The 17621-nt window shown below is 55.0% G+C and carries 18 protein-coding genes; 7 read left to right on the top strand and 11 right to left on the bottom strand.

Going from position 1 to position 17621, the window contains the following annotated elements:
• Positions 1-13: 13 nt before the first annotated feature.
• Positions 14-1123 carry a GerAB/ArcD/ProY family transporter gene (locus tag AC2TF6_RS11245; protein ID WP_491311054.1) on the top strand — a complete coding sequence of 370 codons (1110 nt, stop codon included), beginning with the start codon at positions 14-16 and terminating at the stop codon, positions 1121-1123.
• 110 nt (positions 1124-1233) lie between these two features.
• On the opposite strand, the gene AC2TF6_RS11240 is transcribed toward AC2TF6_RS11245, so the two are convergent.
• The 5 genes from AC2TF6_RS11240 to AC2TF6_RS11220 all read right to left on the bottom strand — a co-directional run bounded on the left by AC2TF6_RS11240 (position 1234) and on the right by AC2TF6_RS11220 (position 7095).
• Entirely contained in the window at positions 1234-2517 is a 1284-nt protein-coding gene (locus AC2TF6_RS11240; RefSeq protein WP_491311053.1) for an N-acetylmuramoyl-L-alanine amidase, read from the bottom strand.
• A gap of 209 nt (positions 2518-2726) precedes the next feature.
• Complete coding sequence (locus AC2TF6_RS11235) at positions 2727-3323, bottom strand: nitroreductase family protein (RefSeq protein WP_491311052.1); 597 nt, start codon at positions 3321-3323, stop codon at positions 2727-2729.
• 176 nt (positions 3324-3499) lie between these two features.
• Positions 3500-4756 (bottom strand): multidrug effflux MFS transporter, encoded by a 1257-nt coding sequence (locus tag AC2TF6_RS11230; protein WP_491311051.1) that lies wholly within the window; start codon positions 4754-4756, stop codon positions 3500-3502.
• Between the two features lie 205 nt (positions 4757-4961).
• Positions 4962-6044: a lactonase family protein gene (locus tag AC2TF6_RS11225; RefSeq protein ID WP_491311050.1), complete on the bottom strand. Its 1083-nt coding sequence runs from the start codon at positions 6042-6044 to the stop codon at positions 4962-4964.
• 190 nt (positions 6045-6234) lie between these two features.
• Positions 6235-7095, bottom strand: coding sequence for a DUF421 domain-containing protein (locus tag AC2TF6_RS11220; RefSeq protein WP_009672915.1), 861 nt, complete (start codon positions 7093-7095; stop codon positions 6235-6237).
• 204 nt (positions 7096-7299) lie between these two features.
• Between AC2TF6_RS11220 and AC2TF6_RS11215 the strand changes: the two genes are divergently transcribed.
• Positions 7300-7506, top strand: coding sequence for a DUF1657 domain-containing protein (locus AC2TF6_RS11215; RefSeq protein WP_317952350.1), 207 nt, complete (start codon positions 7300-7302; stop codon positions 7504-7506).
• A gap of 167 nt (positions 7507-7673) precedes the next feature.
• A complete protein-coding gene (gene cdaS, locus AC2TF6_RS11210; RefSeq protein WP_491311049.1) occupies positions 7674-8291 on the top strand; it encodes a sporulation-specific diadenylate cyclase CdaS in 618 nt (205 codons plus the stop codon).
• 204 nt (positions 8292-8495) lie between these two features.
• Here cdaS and AC2TF6_RS11205 read toward each other — a convergent pair whose 3' ends face one another.
• Together AC2TF6_RS11205 and AC2TF6_RS11200 are read right to left on the bottom strand one after the other, a co-directional pair.
• Positions 8496-8909, bottom strand: coding sequence for a DoxX family protein (locus AC2TF6_RS11205; protein WP_491311048.1), 414 nt, complete (start codon positions 8907-8909; stop codon positions 8496-8498).
• Between the two features lie 73 nt (positions 8910-8982).
• Positions 8983-9750: a DODA-type extradiol aromatic ring-opening family dioxygenase gene (locus AC2TF6_RS11200; RefSeq protein WP_491311047.1), complete on the bottom strand. Its 768-nt coding sequence runs from the start codon at positions 9748-9750 to the stop codon at positions 8983-8985.
• A gap of 148 nt (positions 9751-9898) precedes the next feature.
• Here AC2TF6_RS11200 and AC2TF6_RS11195 point away from each other — a divergent pair, with 148 nt between their 5' ends.
• Together AC2TF6_RS11195 and AC2TF6_RS11190 are read left to right on the top strand one after the other, a co-directional pair.
• The gene (locus AC2TF6_RS11195; protein WP_491311046.1) at positions 9899-10213 is read left to right on the top strand and encodes a winged helix-turn-helix transcriptional regulator; all 315 of its coding nucleotides are present in this window, start codon (positions 9899-9901) and stop codon (positions 10211-10213) included.
• A 104-nt stretch (positions 10214-10317) separates the two neighbouring features.
• Positions 10318-10743 carry an Rrf2 family transcriptional regulator gene (locus tag AC2TF6_RS11190; RefSeq protein ID WP_491311045.1) on the top strand — a complete coding sequence of 142 codons (426 nt, stop codon included), beginning with the start codon at positions 10318-10320 and terminating at the stop codon, positions 10741-10743.
• Positions 10744-10856: 113 nt separating this feature from the next.
• Here the strand turns inward: AC2TF6_RS11190 and AC2TF6_RS11185 are convergent, their stop codons facing one another.
• Entirely contained in the window at positions 10857-11150 is a 294-nt protein-coding gene (locus AC2TF6_RS11185) for an AzlD domain-containing protein (RefSeq protein WP_491311044.1), read from the bottom strand.
• The gene (locus tag AC2TF6_RS11180; protein ID WP_491311626.1) at positions 11137-11607 is read right to left on the bottom strand and encodes a MarR family transcriptional regulator; all 471 of its coding nucleotides are present in this window, start codon (positions 11605-11607) and stop codon (positions 11137-11139) included. Before AC2TF6_RS11180 ends, AC2TF6_RS11185 begins: the two co-directional genes overlap by 14 nt.
• A 289-nt stretch (positions 11608-11896) precedes the next feature.
• Here AC2TF6_RS11180 and AC2TF6_RS11175 point away from each other — a divergent pair, with 289 nt between their 5' ends.
• On the top strand, positions 11897-13360 hold the full coding sequence (locus tag AC2TF6_RS11175) for an MDR family MFS transporter (RefSeq protein WP_491311625.1): 1464 nt from the start codon (positions 11897-11899) through the stop codon (positions 13358-13360).
• 149 nt (positions 13361-13509) lie between these two features.
• Positions 13510-16134: a PAS domain S-box protein gene (locus AC2TF6_RS11170; RefSeq protein ID WP_491311043.1), complete on the top strand. Its 2625-nt coding sequence runs from the start codon at positions 13510-13512 to the stop codon at positions 16132-16134.
• Positions 16135-16223: 89 nt separating this feature from the next.
• Here the strand turns inward: AC2TF6_RS11170 and AC2TF6_RS11165 are convergent, their stop codons facing one another.
• Both AC2TF6_RS11165 and AC2TF6_RS11160 read right to left on the bottom strand, forming a co-directional pair.
• Entirely contained in the window at positions 16224-16925 is a 702-nt protein-coding gene (locus tag AC2TF6_RS11165) for a PIG-L deacetylase family protein (protein WP_491311042.1), read from the bottom strand.
• Between the two features lie 40 nt (positions 16926-16965).
• Entirely contained in the window at positions 16966-17241 is a 276-nt protein-coding gene (locus AC2TF6_RS11160) for a HesB/YadR/YfhF family protein (protein ID WP_491311041.1), read from the bottom strand.
• Positions 17242-17621: the final 380 nt, after the last annotated feature.

Genomic DNA, 17621 nt, shown 5'->3' with positions numbered 1-17621 from the left:
GAAGGAGGCTATCATGGACAAAATAACGCCTTTGCAGACTTATATGCTGTTCACCCAGTATCTTCTGTCTACGCTGGTCAGCTTTCTCGCGGCGCCTCTTATCCAGAATGCGGGATATTCGGTCTGGATTCCCGTTATTGGCGGCAGTCTCCTGGGAGGAGTTCTCACTTATCTGGCTTACAAATTAGGCTGCCGCAGACCCGGACGCTATATGGCGGAGTATGGCCGGGAGATTATCGGACGGCCTCTGCATTATTTGTTGGTCCTGTTTATGGCGTTCGTTTATTTGTTTACGGCGGCGCTTGTGCTGAGGCAATTGACCGATTTTATCGTCGAAATTTACCTCCCGGGCACTCCCCTCTGGGCCGTGGCCAGCCTGCTCGGCCTATGCACGACGAGGCTTGTCCACTCGGGTGTAACGAACATTTTCCGTTCAACCCAAGGTGTTTTTTTCGTGGCACTGGCTCTGGTTGTACTTATCGCCGTTGCTTCCTGCCAAGATATCGTCCCCTATTCGGTCGTTTCCCTGGTGACCAACTTTGACGGGCGCGGCATTTTTAGCGCAACGGCTATGATTACGGGACTTTTCGGAGAAATGACGTTTATCGCGCTGTTTTTCCCCAAGTTTAAGGAAACAGGCCGGACGATGAAGGCGCTGGTATGGGCTATCGTCACCGCCGGAATTCTGACATTGGGGAATCTGATTCCGATGGTGCTCCTTTTCGGGCCTTCCCTGGCAGCCAATCTGACCTACGCCAACCTGGAAATGACGCGGTACATTCAGTTCGGCAATTTTATCCAGAACATGGACCCGATCCTCATCCTCATGTGGTTGTTTACGCTGCTCGTCAAAATCAGCCTCTTCCTGTATATCTCGGTGATCGCCGTCACCCAGACCCTGAAAATGAAAGATACCCGGCCGCTCACCCTGCCATTCGGCGTTACGGTCGTTTTCCTCTGCCTCTGGATGGTGAATTCCTCCGAGACCCTGGACCGGTTCGCCGGCACGACCGCGGTGCCCATGATGCTGCTGGCGGAGCTGATTCCCGTCGTATATTTGCTGGTCGACGCGCTCCGGTCCCGCTTCAAAAAGCGGCAGGCCGTCCGGGAACCTTCCACTTAATTGCCGACAGATGGCCCGGGTCGGAGAGGTCCCTTTACTGCTTCCGCACAATAAAAAAGGCCGTGCCCGTTTACCGGACCGGCCTGTTCGCCGCCTCTATTCACACGGCGTTATGGCGTCCCGTCTCCGCTGAGAAGATCATACAAACGCTTCAGAACAACGGCCTCCGCCCACAAAGGAAGCGGCTCGTCAAGTTTGTCTTTCCACGCCGGATCGGTCAGAAGTCCTTTCTCGTAAAGCCAATCCACGCCTTCCGTTTTCCAAACCGGTATTACAGGCTGAATTCCCGGATTCAGTCCCATCGCTGTGGCCACCCCGTCTCCTATGGCGTTCGCCAGATTTGTAAGCACGCCGGAATTTCCAAGCAGACTGCCATCGGTAGCGTTATCAATGAACAGATTTTCAAGCAGCACCGCGGACATATCGGTCTCCCGCAATACCGCGAAATCCGCTTCCTTCTTGCCCCGGTCCACGACTCCCAGCGTGTTTAAATAATTCACAACCGTATCGTGCACAATTGTGCGCTTCTGTCCCGTCACTCCGCTAGAAGTGCCCGGATAAACATACGATTCGAATCCTTCCCCGCCGCCGGCGTTGATATGGATGGAAACGAAATAAGCCGCTCCCCAGCCGTTTGCCAGGTTTGCGCGATCGGACAGAGCGACGAAATCGTCTGTGCTCCGTGTCAGTTTGACATTGGCCGCGTAATCGTTTACGAGCCGGTCTCGGAGCTGGAGCGCCAGCGTAAGCGTCAAGTTCTTCTCCAGCAGGCCGCTGCCCGTAGCGCCGGAATCCGTGCCGCCGTGACCGGCGTCGATCACGATAAGCGGTTTAACGGTCGGCACCGGAACCTGAGCCGCCGCCGTCATGCCGTCGTACAGCTTCAGGATGGAGTGTCCGTAGGTTTCCCCCGCTTCCAAGGCGGCCTGCAGGCTGGCGTATTTGTTCCGGTCATAGCCGGGAACGGCCCAGCGGCCCGCAAGATCTTCCCAGTTCGGCGCAATGCCGCGCGTGACGAGCGTGAACCGGGGATCGACGACCGCTTCTCCTGCCGGAAGCGGATTTTTGGACGCATAGGCGAAAAGATGCTGAATCTGCGCCGTTACGCCGTCCTTGATCGTCGGGAAGCTGTTGCCGGGAACTCCCCCGGTCGCTCCGATACCGGCAAAGTTGTTCTGCTCGGGCTTGACGTCTCCCCCAAACCTGAACCAGTTCGTTTCATGAATGGACTGGGCGACGGCGGCATCGCCGCGGACGCCGTATTTGGCTCCCACGGTTAGAAATTGCCTGGCTATCTCCGGGTTGAAGGACGGATTGACCTTGCGAATGAATGCTGTGATGACATCAAGCGAAGCTAATGAAGTGCCCATGATCGGATGCTGGGATACAGCCATTCTCCTCACCTCTTCAACATCATGTAGGTTACGACAGAATATGCCGGTTTTTCCCTGACGGTAAGTGTGTATGTCCCATCTGCTTCCAATATAGCTCAAATGCCCTTGTACACGCGAGATAAATCCGCGAAGAAGTCAATAGAACCCGGCAGGCAGACAAAAAAGACCTTCTCCCGGAAGAGAAGGTCTTTAAGGCCGAGCCGAAAGGCTTATTTAAACACTTTCACGCGGTCTTCAAGCGGCTGGAACTGTTTTTCGCCGGCTTCTGCGGCAGGCTTGCCGAAAGGCATTTGAGCCACGAGCTTCCAAGTAGCAGGCACGTTCCATTCAGTGCGCACCGCTTCGTCGACGAGCGGGTTGTAGTGCTGCAGGGTAGCTCCGAAACCTTCGGCTTCCAGACTCGTCCATACGACGAATTGAAGCATGCCGGAAGAATGGTGGGACCAGATCGGGAAGTTGTCGGCATAGGCCGCGAATTGCTGCTGCAGCCCTTCCACGACCGCTTGATCTTCGAAGAACAGCACCGTTCCGTAGCCGTTTTTGAAGAGAGTCATTTTCTGGGCGGTTGCTTCGAACTGCTCGCCGTCACCGACGATGCCGCGCAGAATCTCCGTTGTAAGATCCCAGAACTTGTCGTGCTGTTCGTTCAGCAGAACGACCACTCGCGCGCTTTGGGAGTTAAAAGAAGAAGGCGTATGTTGAACAGCTTCGTTTACCAGTTCTACAATTTTTTCGTCCGAGACGACGGCGTCTTTGCTGATCGCGTAGATCGAGCGTCTGTTTTTTACAGCAGTATTGAAATCCATGATTTCTTAGCCACCTCTTTTTTGTAAGTTACCTACTTTTATAGTGTAACCTATTTTGAATAAAAAAGCATCCTTTTTTTAGCGGGTGGCAAAAAGGTTTGATTTGGGCACAAAAAAAGGCTGAATCTCCCGCTTCAACTGTTTGAAGCAAGGAGTATTCAACCGTTTGTAAATCGTCAGTGTATGTCCGCCGCCGATTCGGCCCGCTGTCCGCCGCGTGCGGCATGACGCTTGACCATGAAATAATAACAGAAGATGGCGCCAACGTCCGCCGCCGCGATAACGATTCCCATCGGAACGGCCGTGCCGCTCCCCGCGATGCCCACCAGCGGGGCGACAAGCCCGCCGAAAATAAACGACAGCAGGCCGAGCAGAGCCGAAGCGCTGCCTGCGGAATGCCCGTAGTTTTGCATCGCCAGGGAAAATCCCGCCGTGTTCACGATCCCGACGCTCGACACCACAAAGAACAGCGGGATCAGGATGGCCGTAAGTCCGGCTCCGGCAAGAATCATCGCAAGGAGCGTGACGCCTCCGAGACCGGCAATGATCAGGCCGCTGATCAGCAGCTTCGTCTCGCTCACCCTTCCGGCCAGGCGTCCGGCAATCTGACCCGCCAGAATAATGCCCAAGCCGTTGATGGCAAAGAACAGGCTGAACATCTGGGGCGAAGCGCCGAATATATTCTGGATCACGAACGGCGATCCCGAAATATAAGCGAACATAGCCGCGGCCACCAGGCCCTGCGACAGCGCGTAGCCCATGAAAATCCGGTCGCGCAGCAGCGTTTTGAACGTGGCGACCGTCTGCTTGACGCCGCCCTTCGTCCGCCTGTCCGGGGGCAGCGTTTCGGGAAGGCCCTTCCAGGATGCCAGCAGCATGACCACGCCGATCAGAGCCAGCACGATAAACACGCCCTGCCAGGAGGTGAACTGGAGCAGCTGCCCGCCCGCAATGGGCGCAAGGATCGGCGCCACTCCGTTAATGAGCATGAGGAGCGAGAAGAACCGCGTCAATTCCGGTCCGCTGTACATATCCCGCACAACCGCTCGTGACAGCACGATGCCCGCAGATCCGGCCATCCCCTGTATGAAGCGGAGCACGATAAGCCCCCAGATGGAAGGCACGATAGCGCAGAGCAGAGATGCGGCCGTATAAATGGCGAGGCCGATCATAAGCGGCCCCCGGCGGCCTTTGATATCGCTGATGGAGCCTGCAAACACCTGCCCGATGGCCAGGCCAAGCAGACAAGAGGTCAGGCTCAGCTGAGCCAGCGAAGCCGTCGTATGCAGATCGTCCGCCAGTCTGGGAAGCGCCGGCAAATACATATCCAGCGACAGCGGTCCGAAAGCCGACAGAGAACCGAGAATGACGGCAAGCGTAAGTTTCCGAGAACGGCCTGCTCCTTCCGCTGCGGCGAGACTGTTGTTACTCATCCGATTCAACCCTATCTTGTAAATTTGGATTGCTTTGTCCGATTCCTACTATAAACGAAAGCTCCCGTAAAAAGAACAACGTTTACTGTAACTTATAAAGTTACAAGCTGTCAACACCCCTCCGGGAATCCCGCAAAAAAAAGCGGAACGTCCGCATGCAGACGTTCCGCTCTTCCTTTTCTTCCCGGGCCGGTAACGGCGCCTCTTACAGATAAGCCGGCCGCACGCAGACCGGCTTCGACACCGCGGCCGACTGCCCGGTATACTGTAGCCTGCCGCTGGAGCGGTCCACACGGAACGTCGCGATGTTGTCCGTGTCGCGGTTTGCCGCGATCAGGAACGCGCCGCCCGGCGTCAAGGCAAAGTTGCGCGGATGCTTGCCTTCCGCGGACACATGTTCCACAAGCGTGAGCTTCCCGCTTGCCTGATCCGCCGCGAAGACGACGATGCTGTCGTGGCCGCGGTTGGAGCCGTACACGTATGCGCCGTCTTCCGACACCAGGATCTCGGCGCAGTAGCTCTCGCCCGTGAACCCTTCGGGCAGCGTCGTTACCGTTTCGATCGGCTCCAGAACGCCCGTCTCTTCGTCGTAGCGAAGAGACGTTACCGTGGAGTCCATCTCGTTGATGACGAACGCCAGCTTGCCGCCGGGATGGAACGCCATATGGCGCGGGCCCGCTTCCGGAGGTACGGCGGTTTCGCCATGCGGCTTCAGCACATTGTTCTCCGTATCCAGGGCGTAGGATACGATGCGGTCCAGCCCCAGATCCGGGACGAACACGAACCGGTTGTCCCGGCTGAAGAACGCCGAGTGCGGATGAGGCTGCTCCTGGCGCTCGGGGTTCGGCCCATGGCCTTCGTGCTGCTTCACGTCAAGCAGTCTGCCGATCGTGCCGTCCTCTCGCACCTCGACGAGCCCGACAAGGCCGTCGTGATAGCTCGCCACGACGAGGTAGCGTCCGCTCGCATCCCTCTGGATATGGCAGGTCGGCGCGTCTACGGTGACAGCATGGTTCATTTCGGTCAAGCTCCCCTGCCCGGGATCAACGGTATACGCGTAAGCGGACCCGGTCCGGGCGCCCTCGCTTGTCGTTCCTTCGGAAATGGCGTAAAGCTTGCGTCCCTGGACATCCAGGTTCAGAAACGTGGGGTTTTTAAGGCCGGATACCTCATCCAGCTTCGTAAGCGCACCCGTTTCTTCATTTAATTCCATCACATACACACCCGGGCCTTCCGGTTCCGCATAAGAACCGACAAAGACCAGCAAACGTTCTCCTTGACCGGACATTACACATTCCTCCTCCTTATAAATGCGTGAAACAAACAAACCGTTATGTAAGTGCTGCGTTTTCCTCCTCTAAATGTACACGCTTCCTGCCGTAAAAATCAAACTTGTTTCCCAAAATAAAAAAACACCCGTACAGGGAAGCTCAACCCCCGCGGGTGTCCGGACACTTCTCGCCTTCGTTCCTCCCTTGCTAGCGGGACAAAAGCGGCTTGATTTCGGAAATCATCTCCTCCATGGACCTGGAGCATTCCTCAAACATCCGTTTGGCTTCCGGATCGTTCGTGGAAAGGCCGAACATCTCGATGTCCGCCTCGCATTTCTTGAGCAGGGCGAGCAAAACCGCTTTTTTCTGAGGCTGGGGAACCTGCAGCTTGTCGTCGAACAAATCGACGTAAAGCTCCCCGTAGGAGTCCACCTGTCCCAGAAAAACGTTGTCGATGGTCGCGTCCATCGTTTCCAGCTGCGTCTGGAGCCAGCCCCGGTTGAGACCGATGGCGGCCAAAGGCTCGTCGAGCGCCTTGCCGTCCATGATCACGGCCTGCGGCTCTTCCGCCGGGCCGACTTTAATGCCGAGGTGCTTCGGGGTCAGAGGCTGGTTTTCCTTTTTCAGAAGCACGTTGATTTCCCCGCTCGCTTCCATCACCGCAAATTCGACGTCGGCCGCCTGGAACACGTTTTTCCTGCGCAGGCTTTGCAGCAGATCGTCCGTAGTCAGCCGTTCCTTCTTCAGGTTTTCTTCCATAATCTTTCCTTTTTTAATGAGAATCGTTTCCCGGTTATCGATGAAATCCCGGGCCGCTTTGCTTTTCATCTGGAGAAACCCGATTCCGACGGCGGCCAGAATCCACACGAACAGAGCTATAATTCCCAAATACCAATCGGCGGTGCGGCTCAGCGTTATATAGACGGCCAGGACGGCTGCGGCGACCCCCGTTGTCACTTCAAAGAACGACAACCGGCTGTTCTGCCTCTTTCCGAGCAGCTTGGCTGCGGCCAGTACGATCACGATGACCATCAAGGTCCGTAAAACAACCACGATCCAATCCGGCATAATCCGGTCCCTCCTTCTGTCGTATCTCCTTAAATTTATCTTTTCCGGTTCCTAAAAAAGTTGTCCTTTTCCGGGGCGTTTTATTCTTCCTCCGGGCCATCTCGACCGGTCGATTTCCAGACCTGCGCGTGAATGAAACCGGGGCTGTCCGGTTAGATTACTTTTTGTCCATCAAAGGATTTCACGGAAAAGGAGGTGTATACGATGACAGTCGGCTCCCAAGTAAAAACTTGTCTGGCTTCCCTGAAAAGCGCCCAAGCGAGCCTGGAGGCGTTTGCCCTGAGCACACAAAACCAGGACGCGAAAACGCTGTTCGAAAATGCCGCCAAAACCACCCAGGATGTCGTCACCCAGGTACAAGGCCGCGTTCAGCAGCTGGAAAACGAAGAACCGCAATATCAAGGCTTCTGACCGTGATCATAAAAGCTTTGCCGGCTCGGGCCGGCAGAGCTTTTTTTGCGTCATTCCCGTTTACGGGAAAGCGGGTGGCAGGACTTAGCTGCTGGCTTCCGTGTATTATTGCGCAAGTCTGCAAACAATGAAACCAACTATCGTTGTGCGAAAAGGATGTGTACCCTTTGGCGATCCCTTATGCCGATTGCGATTTTTCACCGATGAAACAGAATTTGAAAGACGATCTGGAGAAGCTGATTCTCCGTCTTCATCGCAGCATTCAAACTTTGGACGAAGAAAATCACTGCATGCTGAGCGAAATTGAAGGCATCAAAGAAAATTTCCTGAATATCGAGTCGCGGGCGTCCACCTTTTACTTGAACTGCTACCTCTCCCCTTTTACCGATAAATATACGGAACTGTCCGTCAGTGTACAAAACTTGTCCAAGCGGCGTCACGGCGCTTTGATCGTCGTTCAGCGCAACGACTCGCTCGACGGGCTGATCCAGCCGGGAGTCGCCATCGGGGCGTCGGTCACGCAGTCCCTGCTGGAATCGCTGTTTTATCCCGGAACGCCGCTTCACGACGGGGCTGTCTTGATCAAGTTCAACGAGATCGTCTCCGCCAAAAACATCCTTCCCCTCTCCCATATCGTCCAGGCGGAGCCTAAACTCGGCACGCGGCACCGGGCGGCCATCGGCATCTCGGAGCTGAGCGACGCCATTGTCCTCGTCGTTTCGGAGGAAACGGGGCGCGTCTCTTTTGCTTCCAAGGGATACTTGTACCCGATCGTTCCTCGGTGAGGACCGCTTCCGCACAGCAAAAAACTCAGCATCGCATGGATGCTGAGTAGATTCGGATTCGGGCTTGGAAAGCTCGCAAAGCCCGCTTTAGTCCGGACCGGTCCATTGGCCCGGACTCGTTTTTGCAGCCAGCCTCTGCCCGGCCCGGTTCGAGCTGCGCTCAGGCCCGGCTCCGCGGCGGGAACGGTTCGCCGCCGCTTCGCATCAGCTCTCCGTCTGCCGGGAGCCCGGAAGCAGACTGTCTACCGCCAGATAGCGGCTGCCGGTCAATACGAGCAGCACGGAGAGAGCGAGAAGCGCCAGATCCAGCTCGAAGCCCGCGGATTGGCCGTTGCCGGTAAACCCGGCGGAAAACTTGACGCTGAACATCGCTCCGATCATCAGCACGCCGAACAGCGCGGCGGCGATCCGGGTTCCGAGGCCGAGAATGATTGCGGCCCCCCCTACGGTTTCGATAATAGCCGTTACATACGCCAGAAAGCCGGGAAGGCCGATGCTCTCAAACCAGCCGGCGATGTTCCCCAGCCCGCTTTGAAATTTGTCCAGCCCGTGGACCAGAAACGTTACCCCTAATACCAGTCTGACGATCAGCAGACCGATTTCTGTTTTTCCGTTCATCATCAACATCCTCCCATTAATGGTTTTAATTGGTTTTCGGTTTATTCATATGGACTCCGCACGGGAATCAGAATCAAAACTGCAAGCACAAGTAACTCAAAGTTCCGAACTCGTAACCGCGATAAATCACCCGGGGCGTCCGTTCTACGCTTCCGCTTCCGAGCGCAAGGAACAACGGGACGAAATGCTCCGCTCTAGGCACGGCCATACGGCTGTGGGGAGCCAGCGTTTCATAGCCGAACAGGGTGTCCGTATCCCGCTCCAGCGTGTGCCGGATAAGCCAGTCGTCGAATTCGACGGCCCACGGTTCCGGTTCCTCCTGTCCCCAGTTGACCATCCGCAGATTGTGGACCGTTACTCCGCTGCCGATGACCAGGATATCCTCTTCCCCCAGCCCGCGCAGAGCTTCACCGATAGCGGTCTGTTTATCCGCCGGAAGATAGGGATTGACGGAGAGCTGGATCACGGGGATGTCCGCTTCGGGAAACATTTTGTAGAGCAGCGTCCACGAACCGTGGTCGAGTCCCCTTCTGGAGTCGGCAGCGACTTCGATCCCCCGTTCCCGGAAAAGCCCTTCCAGCCGCGAAGCCAGCTTCACGGACCCTTTGGCCGGATAGGCAATCTTATAGAGTTCGTCGGGAAAACCGTAAAAATCGTAAATCGTCTCGTACGTCTCGTCGGTCGAAGTCAAAGTCAGAACCTCGCTCTCCCAGTGAGCCGTAAAAATAACGATCGCTTTCGGTTTCCACTGCTGTCCCAGTTTCCGTAAAAAAGCCGTATACTCCGTATCTTGAATAGCCAGCGCAGGTGAACCGTGGGCTAAAAACAACGAAGGAATCATGATGCGAGCCTCCTTTAAAGTTTATTAAGTTACTTTTCGTAACCTAGTGTATGATTGTAACTTTATAATGTCAAGTAATTTATTTATTTGCCGTTACTATATTTTTATTAGCTAAATGAGCGTATACTGGGGGAAGGAGGGATGCCTGATGAAAGAATCTACCTTATGTCCCCGCTTTGAAAAAGGAATGCAGCTCATCAGCAAACGCTGGGCCGGCCTCATCGTGTATCAGCTTTTATCGGGACCGCAGCGTTTTTGTACGATAGAATCGAATCTGCCTTTAAGCGGGAAAATCTTATCCGAAAGATTGAAAGAGCTTGAGCAGGAAGGCGTTATCCGGCGGAATGTGTATCCCGAGACGCCGGTAAGAATCGAGTACTCGCTCACGGAGAAAGGACTTGCCCTGGAGCCGATAATCCGCGGAGTGGAACAATGGTCTTCCGCCTGGCTTCAGCCCGAATGACACACGAGGATTGACAGCGGGAATACGCGTACCTATACTATTTAGATGTTCACATATGCGCGTAAATGATTATCGTCCGCATCTGTTTGACGGAGGTGAGACCCATGACCATCAGCAGCCGCTTTGCCGTAGCCGTTCACATTTTATCGCTGCTGGAGCTGAATAAAGAAGGACGCAACACGTCCGAGTATATAGCCGGAAGCGTCAATACGAATCCGGTCGTCATCCGCCGGATTACCGGCATGCTGAATAAAGCGGGCTTGACCCGGACGAGCCCCGGAGTCGCCGGAGCCGCTCTGGGCCGGACTCCTGCCGAAATCACTCTGCTCGATATTTACCGGGCGGTTCAGGCGGACATGCAGGACGAGCTGTTCGCGATGCACGAGAATCCGAATCCGGACTGCCCGGTCGGCAAGAACATCCAGAGCACGCTCGAAACCCGGTTCAACCGGGCTCAGCTCGCTATGGAGCGGGAGCTTGCCGGCGTTACCCTGGCCGATATCGTAGCGGACCTTGCCCCCTGCGAATAGCCCGCCCGCGGATCGTACGGGCGGGCTTCTCCCCCCTACGTATTCGCGAAAGCGGATTCAGCAAACAAAAAGACATCCGGACCAGCCAATTAGGCGGGACTTGATGTCTTTTTTTAGTGTGCCCTAGAAAAAAATCGGTATGCGGCCAGTGACAGCATCCCCGCGATCACGGTTTCGAACAGGCTGCGCATATAAACCGCAGCGGCCGGAACAGACAAGGCGCCCAGCAGCTTGTACGCATGATCCGCCGCGGACAACCGGCCGTCTGTCAAGAGAAGCTCCCGGGCCGGCAGCGCAGCCATAACCGCAACCGGCACGTGCCGCAGCCACCGGTCTTCGACGCCCAGGAAAAAGCTGTCGCGGTCCGAACGCTTCTCCGTTTCCGATACCGGCCTATTCGTATTCATGTCTCTCGGACCGGCCATTCTTACAGCACCGGTCGTCCGGCTTCGGCCCGTTCACGCTGCTATTCGCCTGTTCGAATACGCCGACCATCCGGGAGAGGAACGTATTGATGAGATCCAGCTGCTCCGGCGTATAAGCCTCGCAAACTTCCCGGGTCATATTTCCCAGCGGCTTATAAAGCGCTCCGATAGCCTTTTGCTTCTCTTTGACCGGAACGATGATGACGCGGCGGCCGTCGTGAGGGTCCTTTTCCCTGCGCACGAATCCCGCTTGCTCCAGCCGGTCGATCAGAGCCGTGACGGTCCCCGTAGTCAACCCGGTCAGCTTGGCAAGCTCTCCTGCCGTGATCGGTCCTTTTTCGTTCAAGATGTCCGCCGTTTTCAAATCGGTATGTATGACCCCTAGGGAATGTGCCGCATTTTGCTGAAAAAGAACGATTCGCGTAGATATTTTACGCATAAGACCGATCAGCTCCAGCACTTTCTCTTCAGATTCGGGCAAAACGCTTGACAAGTAAAATTCCTCCTCATAAACTAGAAATTATCTTGAAAATCAAGATAATGGGGTTGACGGGATTGTTTATTTAATTTTAACGAATAAACCTTTTTTTGCAAAGGAGATGACTTCCAGACGCCGGAGAAGGACCGCTAAACTTGGAACCGCAACTTATTCAGAGGAGGATTTTCCCTTGATTCAGAAAGACAAGAATCTTAACCAGGTCGTAGCCGGGCTGCTGCTGGCTATCCTGATGTCGGCCATGGACAATACGATTGTCGCAACCGCCATGGGCACCATCGTTTCCGATTTGGGCGGCTTCGACAAATTCGTCTGGGTCACGTCCGCATACATGGTGACGACGATGGCCGGAATGCCGATCTTCGGCAAGCTGTCCGATATGTACGGCCGCAAACGCTTTTTTATCTTCGGCCTGATCGTCTTCCTGCTGGGCTCCGCCCTGTGCGGAATTGCCCAGAGCATCGTCCAGCTCAGCATCTACCGGGCGATCCAAGGAATCGGAGGCGGCGCGCTGCTGCCGATCGCGTTCACGATCGTCTTCGATATTTTCCCGCCCGAGAAGCGGGGTAAAATGACGGGTCTGCTGGGTGCGGTGTTTGGCTCGGCGAGTGTGCTCGGTCCCCTGCTCGGGGCTTATATCACGGAATACATAAGCTGGCACTGGGTGTTCTACGTCAACCTGCCGATCGGTCTGGTGTCGCTGTACCTTATTATGCGCGCTTACAAGGAATCTCCGCAGCATGTCGAGCAGCGGATCGACTGGTGGGGGGCGATTACGCTCGTCGTCGCGGTCGTGAGTCTCATGTTCGCCCTGGAGCTCGGCGGCAAGAAATACGCCTGGGATTCCGTTCCCATCGTAAGCCTGTTTGCAAGCTTTGCGGTATTCTTCATTCTGTTCTTCGTCATCGAACGGAAAGCGAAAGACCCGATCATCTCGTTCTGGCTGTTCAAACGCCGCCTGTTCGCGACCTCCCAGCTTCTTGCGCTGCTTTACGGGGCTACCTTCATTATTCTGACGGTGTATATCCCCATTTATGTGCAGGCCGTCTTCGGCGGTTCCGCAACGAACGCGGGCCTTATCCTGACGCCGATGATGCTGGGCAGCGTGGCGGGCAGCGCGATGGGGGGAATTTTCCAGACGAAAACGAGCTTCCGGAATCTGATGATTATTTCCGTCTTCTCGTTCCTCGCCGGCATGTACCTGCTCGGGGGACTGACGCCCGAGACGAGCAGAGCTCTCCTGACCGTGTTTATGATCATTGCCGGTTTCGGTGTCGGTTTCTCCTTCTCCCTGCTGCCGACCGCATCCACCTTCAACCTGGAACCGCGGTACCGCGGCACGGCGACCTCCACGAACTCGTTTCTGAGATCGTTCGGGATGACAATCGGCATTACGATTTTCGGAAGCATTCAAGCGAACGTCTTCACCGACAAAATCAAAACCGCCTTCCAGGGAATGAACGGCGGCGGGATGGCCGGAATCGATATGAGCAATCCGCAGCAGATTTTCCAGGCGGACAAACGCGCCTTGATTCCGCCGGATATTTTAAACAAAATTATTCACGCCCTGTCCGAATCGATCGCCTTTACTTTTATGGTCGCCCTGATTCCGATCGTTCTGGCCGTGATCATTGTATTCCTCATGGGGAACGCCCGGGTCGTACCCGCCAAAGAAAAGACCGGCCAGCCTTCCTGACCGGGTAAATATGCGAAGATGAACAGCCGGAATGCTGTTCATCTTTTTTTGTTGAAATTTGTCTGTTTCATTCGTTAAAATTCGGGTATATAACCCCATGGATTAATTTTGAATCTTCATTATTCAGTCTCAAGGAGATGGTGACTTACATGACCAGCCTGCAAATTAATCCTCAGTCCCTGGCGGACCATTTATTTGCCCATACGACAGACGGCCTCGCCTTGTATTCCCGGAACGGAGTTTGGATGCAGGTAAACGAACCTTGGTGCCGCCTTTGCGGCTATTCTCCGGAGGAACTCGCCCGCATTCCTTTAAAAGACCTTGTGCATCCGGACGACTGGAAGGATGAATGGCCGGAAGCGCCCGCACCGGACAGTTACGTACAAAAAGTTCGCTTATTTCATAAATCCAAGCGCGAAATTCCCGTGCTGCTTACAATAAGCCGTCTGACCGGGAATTCGTCCGAAACAACCGAGTGTCACGTCCTGCAGGCGTCCGAGCTCTCGCCTGTCCAAGATGACGTACAGACCTGGAACAGAATTAAGCAGCAGTACCGGCTGATGTCCGAGCATTCCCGGGATCTTTTCTACCATACGGCTCCGGACGGGACGATTTTGGACTGCGCGCCTTCCATCCGGCGGATACTGGGGTATTCTCCGGACGAGCTCATCGGGATCACCGAGGATGTGCTTTACTCCTTTCCCCCCAGTTTACAAACACAGCAGTCCGTTTCCGCCGTAAATGAAGAATGTGCGCGGCAGGTCAAATTGCTTCACAAAGACGGCCGCCACATCTGGTTCGACTTGACCGTGAAGACAACAATCGGCGACAACGGCGAGGAGCTTATTCTGAAAATCGGCCAAGAAATTTCGGACCGCAAAAAGAACGAACAATTCATAGCGGAAGCCCAACGCATCGCCCTGATGGGAAGCTGGGAATGGGACATTTCAAGCAACGAGATTCTTTTCTCGGACCAGTTCTTCCTGGTGTCGGGAATTGATCCGGAAAGCACCGCCGTTCACGGCATCCTGAGCCTGGTCAGCGAAGATCTCCACCCTGCTTTTAAAGAAGAGCTGGATAAAGCCTTGGTGGACAAGGAGCTCAGTTTCGAGTACCGGAGCCGGAAGGAAGCCGGCGCAGATAAATATCTGCATATCCGCGGCCTTGTTACGTACTCGGACCAGGGAATTCCCCTTAAAATCAACGGTACGATCCAAGATATTACGGACCGCAAGCTGGTTGAACGCAAGCTTCAGGAAACGGTCGAACGCTATACATCGCTGAAAAAATACAACCACGACGCCGTTTTTTCGCTGGATCTGGAAGGAAAAATCCTGAACACCAATCTGATGGCCCAGGAAATGACGGGTTATGCGGTTCACGAAATGATCGGCGCCGGCTTCACGGAGCTGCTCGGAACGGAGGAGATTACGGATATCCTCGAGGCTTCCTTAAAAGACAATTCCGCAGAGAAACGCATCGACAAAATTACGGATAAGTACGGCAACACCGTGGAAGTGCTGACAACGATCGCCCCCATCATTATCAGTGAAGCGAACGTCGGGTATTACATTATCGCCAAAGATATCCGGGAACAGAAAAAACTGATGATCGAGAAGGAGAGCGCGGAAGCCACGAACAAAGCAAAGGGCGAGTTTCTTGCCATGATGAGCCATGAAATCCGCACACCCATGAATGCGGTGATCGGCATGACGGATCTTCTGCTTGAAACGACCTCCCTCAGCTCGGAACAGAGAGAATACTTGAATATCATCCGCAAAAGCGGCGACACGCTGCTCGTCATCATCAACGATATTCTGGACTTCTCCAAAATCGAGTCGGGCGTAACCGAACTGGTCGAGGAACCGTTCGATATCCGCACCTGCATCCTGGAGTCCGTCGATCTTCTGACGCCCAAAGCGATAGAAAAAAATCTCGAGATGACCTGCGCCTTGAGCCAGAATATGCCGTCTACCCTTCTTGGCGACGCCAAACGGTTAAAGCAGGTGCTCATTAACCTGATCGGGAACGCCGTGAAATTCACGAGTAAGGGACACATAACGGTTTCCGTCAAAAAGCAGGCTCATTCGCAGGGAGCCGTCGAGCTGTTGTTCCAGGTTAAAGACACGGGGATCGGAATTCCGAAGGAAAAAGCCGACATGCTGTTCCAGCCCTTCTATCAGCTGGATAATTTCATGACGCGCGAAACGGAGGGAACCGGGCTCGGACTCGCCATCTGCAAGAAGCTGGTCCAGCTCATGGGAGGCGATATCTGGGTAGAGCAGCCGGAAGAACACGGCGCTCATTTCCTTTTCACCGTCGTTCTGAAAGAAGCGGCGCGGGAGGCTGTGCCGTTTCCTAAAGACAAGACGGCGGCGGAGAAAGCTTGCGGCCACTCCCTCAAAATCCTCGTAGCGGAAGACAACCGGATCAATCAGCTTGTGCTCGTCAAAATGCTCACCAACCAGGGCCATACCGTGCGCGTGGTGGACAACGGCAGCGAGGTCGTCGAAGCGGCGCTGACCGAACGGTACGATCTCGTGTTTATGGATGTGCACATGCCGGAAATAAACGGCCTGGATGCGGCGCGGATGATTAAGGAAGCGCTCAGGCCCGAAGAATATCCGATCATCGTGGCCGTTACGGCAAATGCTCTCAAAGGCGATAGGGAAAAATGCCTTGCGGCCGGCATGGACGACTATATCAGCAAGCCGATATTCAGCCGGACGGTCAACGAAACGATCCAGAAATTTTTCTCCTTCCAGCAGGCGTAACACCGGCATGCGACGATTTACACACAAAAGCTCCATACAGGCTGCATGCGGCAGCTTGTACGGAGCTTTTTGGCTTATCTTTCTTTTCGCTAAATCAAATCATCCAGTACCGATTCTTCTTTGCGGACCGGGTTTTTCTCGCCGCGCAGCCAGACGAGCCCGAAGTTTTCATAAGGAAAATCTTTGCTCTCCAGAAGCGTTTCGGTTCGGCCGAACGCTTTCTCCACGGAAAACCGCTGAGACCGGTGCGCCAGAAGCGCCTGGGCTTTGACCTTCCAGTAGGGCGCGGTTTCGAGCCTGAGCACGGAAGGCGCATCCGCCTTTACACCCGCAAAGGGCAGGTTGTAATAGTATTTCTGTACATGAGGACAACGTCCGCCGAGAACGGCTTCGTTTACCGCATGGTGGACGGCGATGTGATCCGGGTGGCCGCTGATTCCGTCTTCTGGGAATGTGACGACGACGGACGCTTCCGTTTCGTTCAGGAATTCGGCCACCGCATCCGCCAGCGCCGGCCTGTCCATCCCGGCCAGTTTGCCGTCCGGCAGCCCGAGGTGCTCCACGGCCGATACGCCCAGCAGATCGCAGGCGGTCTGCAGCTCGATTTCCCGTGCGGCGGCTAACTGCTCCGGGGTCATGGGACCGAGCGGTCCCGGTCTCCCCGCATCTCCGCGCGTAGCGCAGAGCAGCACGCTGCGTATTCCCCGGTCCGCCAGAGAGCGGATCAGACAGGCGCTCGCGAACGATTCGTCGTCCGGATGCGCGTATATAAAAGCAACTACAGGGGCCATAGGTACCCGTCTCCTTCCGGTCTTTAACTCAAAGCCGTTTTCACAGCCGTTTTAGAACGATTTCTTCGGCAATGCCGTCTACGTGGAGATCTTTGCCTTCCAGATACCAGACGTCTTTTTCTTCCATAAAAAAGGTGACGCCGCCGGCCTCGGCCGTCACGGCCGGATAATGCGGAGCATCTTTAATGATCCCGAATGAAAAGGCATCCTCGCCCCCGCCGCTGTAACGCACAAAAATGCGCACATGATCCCCGCCGCCAAACCCCCAGTCTTTCCTGAAAAGATCCGATGCGGCTTCCGTGATCTTGATTTGCATACTCAGGCCCCTCCTTCTGATGACTCTCTGAATCCCGTGTTCAAGATGAGTCCGACTATGTAAATGGTTCCGTTCCGGACCCGGTTTCGGTCCGCCTTCCTTCTTATTATAAACCGTACAAGGCCCTGCCACGCAAGTGCCTCTTGTTTTCTCCGGCTTTAGGACGGGTATGTATAGGTAACCCGCAACGAGAAAAATCCCGATCATAATTCTCCCGAGCAGGAGCATAAGGTGGACCGCAAGCAGGACATCGAGCCTCAGGCGGAGGAATGGAATACACGCAACAAGATCAGCGGCACTAATCAGGACGAGAACAGCCGCATTTTGTAAGGACGGAACCCTGTACGGCAGGAAAAGTAAAAAAGCGCCGGGACTGAAAA

This window comes from Paenibacillus sp. JNUCC 35 (assembly GCF_058269095.1).
The sequence above is the reverse complement of the archived record's forward strand: the minus strand, read 5'-3'. Positions and strand labels throughout refer to the sequence as shown.

Excerpts from the sequence above, each read along its gene's own strand:
- AC2TF6_RS11205 (WP_491311048.1), bottom strand. The coding sequence starts at position 8,909 with ATGAACGGAAAAACAGAAATCGGTCTGCTGATCGTCAGACTGGTATTA.
- AC2TF6_RS11180 (WP_491311626.1), bottom strand. The coding sequence starts at position 11,607 with ATGCGTAAAATATCTACGCGAATCGTTCTTTTTCAGCAAAATGCGGCA.
- AC2TF6_RS11175 (WP_491311625.1), top strand. The coding sequence starts at position 11,897 with ATGTCGGCCATGGACAATACGATTGTCGCAACCGCCATGGGCACCATC.
- AC2TF6_RS11245 (WP_491311054.1), top strand. The coding sequence starts at position 14 with ATGGACAAAATAACGCCTTTGCAGACTTATATGCTGTTCACCCAGTAT.
- AC2TF6_RS11190 (WP_491311045.1), top strand. The coding sequence starts at position 10,318 with ATGACCATCAGCAGCCGCTTTGCCGTAGCCGTTCACATTTTATCGCTG.
- AC2TF6_RS11195 (WP_491311046.1), top strand. The coding sequence starts at position 9,899 with ATGAAAGAATCTACCTTATGTCCCCGCTTTGAAAAAGGAATGCAGCTC.
- AC2TF6_RS11215 (WP_317952350.1), top strand. The coding sequence starts at position 7,300 with ATGACAGTCGGCTCCCAAGTAAAAACTTGTCTGGCTTCCCTGAAAAGC.
- AC2TF6_RS11165 (WP_491311042.1), bottom strand. The coding sequence starts at position 16,925 with ATGGCCCCTGTAGTTGCTTTTATATACGCGCATCCGGACGACGAATCG.
- AC2TF6_RS11230 (WP_491311051.1), bottom strand. The coding sequence starts at position 4,756 with ATGAGTAACAACAGTCTCGCCGCAGCGGAAGGAGCAGGCCGTTCTCGG.
- AC2TF6_RS11225 (WP_491311050.1), bottom strand. The coding sequence starts at position 6,044 with ATGTCCGGTCAAGGAGAACGTTTGCTGGTCTTTGTCGGTTCTTATGCG.
- AC2TF6_RS11185 (WP_491311044.1), bottom strand. The coding sequence starts at position 11,150 with ATGAATACGAATAGGCCGGTATCGGAAACGGAGAAGCGTTCGGACCGC.
- AC2TF6_RS11170 (WP_491311043.1), top strand. The coding sequence starts at position 13,510 with ATGACCAGCCTGCAAATTAATCCTCAGTCCCTGGCGGACCATTTATTT.
- AC2TF6_RS11160 (WP_491311041.1), bottom strand. The coding sequence starts at position 17,241 with ATGCAAATCAAGATCACGGAAGCCGCATCGGATCTTTTCAGGAAAGAC.
- AC2TF6_RS11240 (WP_491311053.1), bottom strand. The coding sequence starts at position 2,517 with ATGGCTGTATCCCAGCATCCGATCATGGGCACTTCATTAGCTTCGCTT.
- AC2TF6_RS11220 (WP_009672915.1), bottom strand. The coding sequence starts at position 7,095 with ATGCCGGATTGGATCGTGGTTGTTTTACGGACCTTGATGGTCATCGTG.
- AC2TF6_RS11235 (WP_491311052.1), bottom strand. The coding sequence starts at position 3,323 with ATGGATTTCAATACTGCTGTAAAAAACAGACGCTCGATCTACGCGATC.
- AC2TF6_RS11200 (WP_491311047.1), bottom strand. The coding sequence starts at position 9,750 with ATGATTCCTTCGTTGTTTTTAGCCCACGGTTCACCTGCGCTGGCTATT.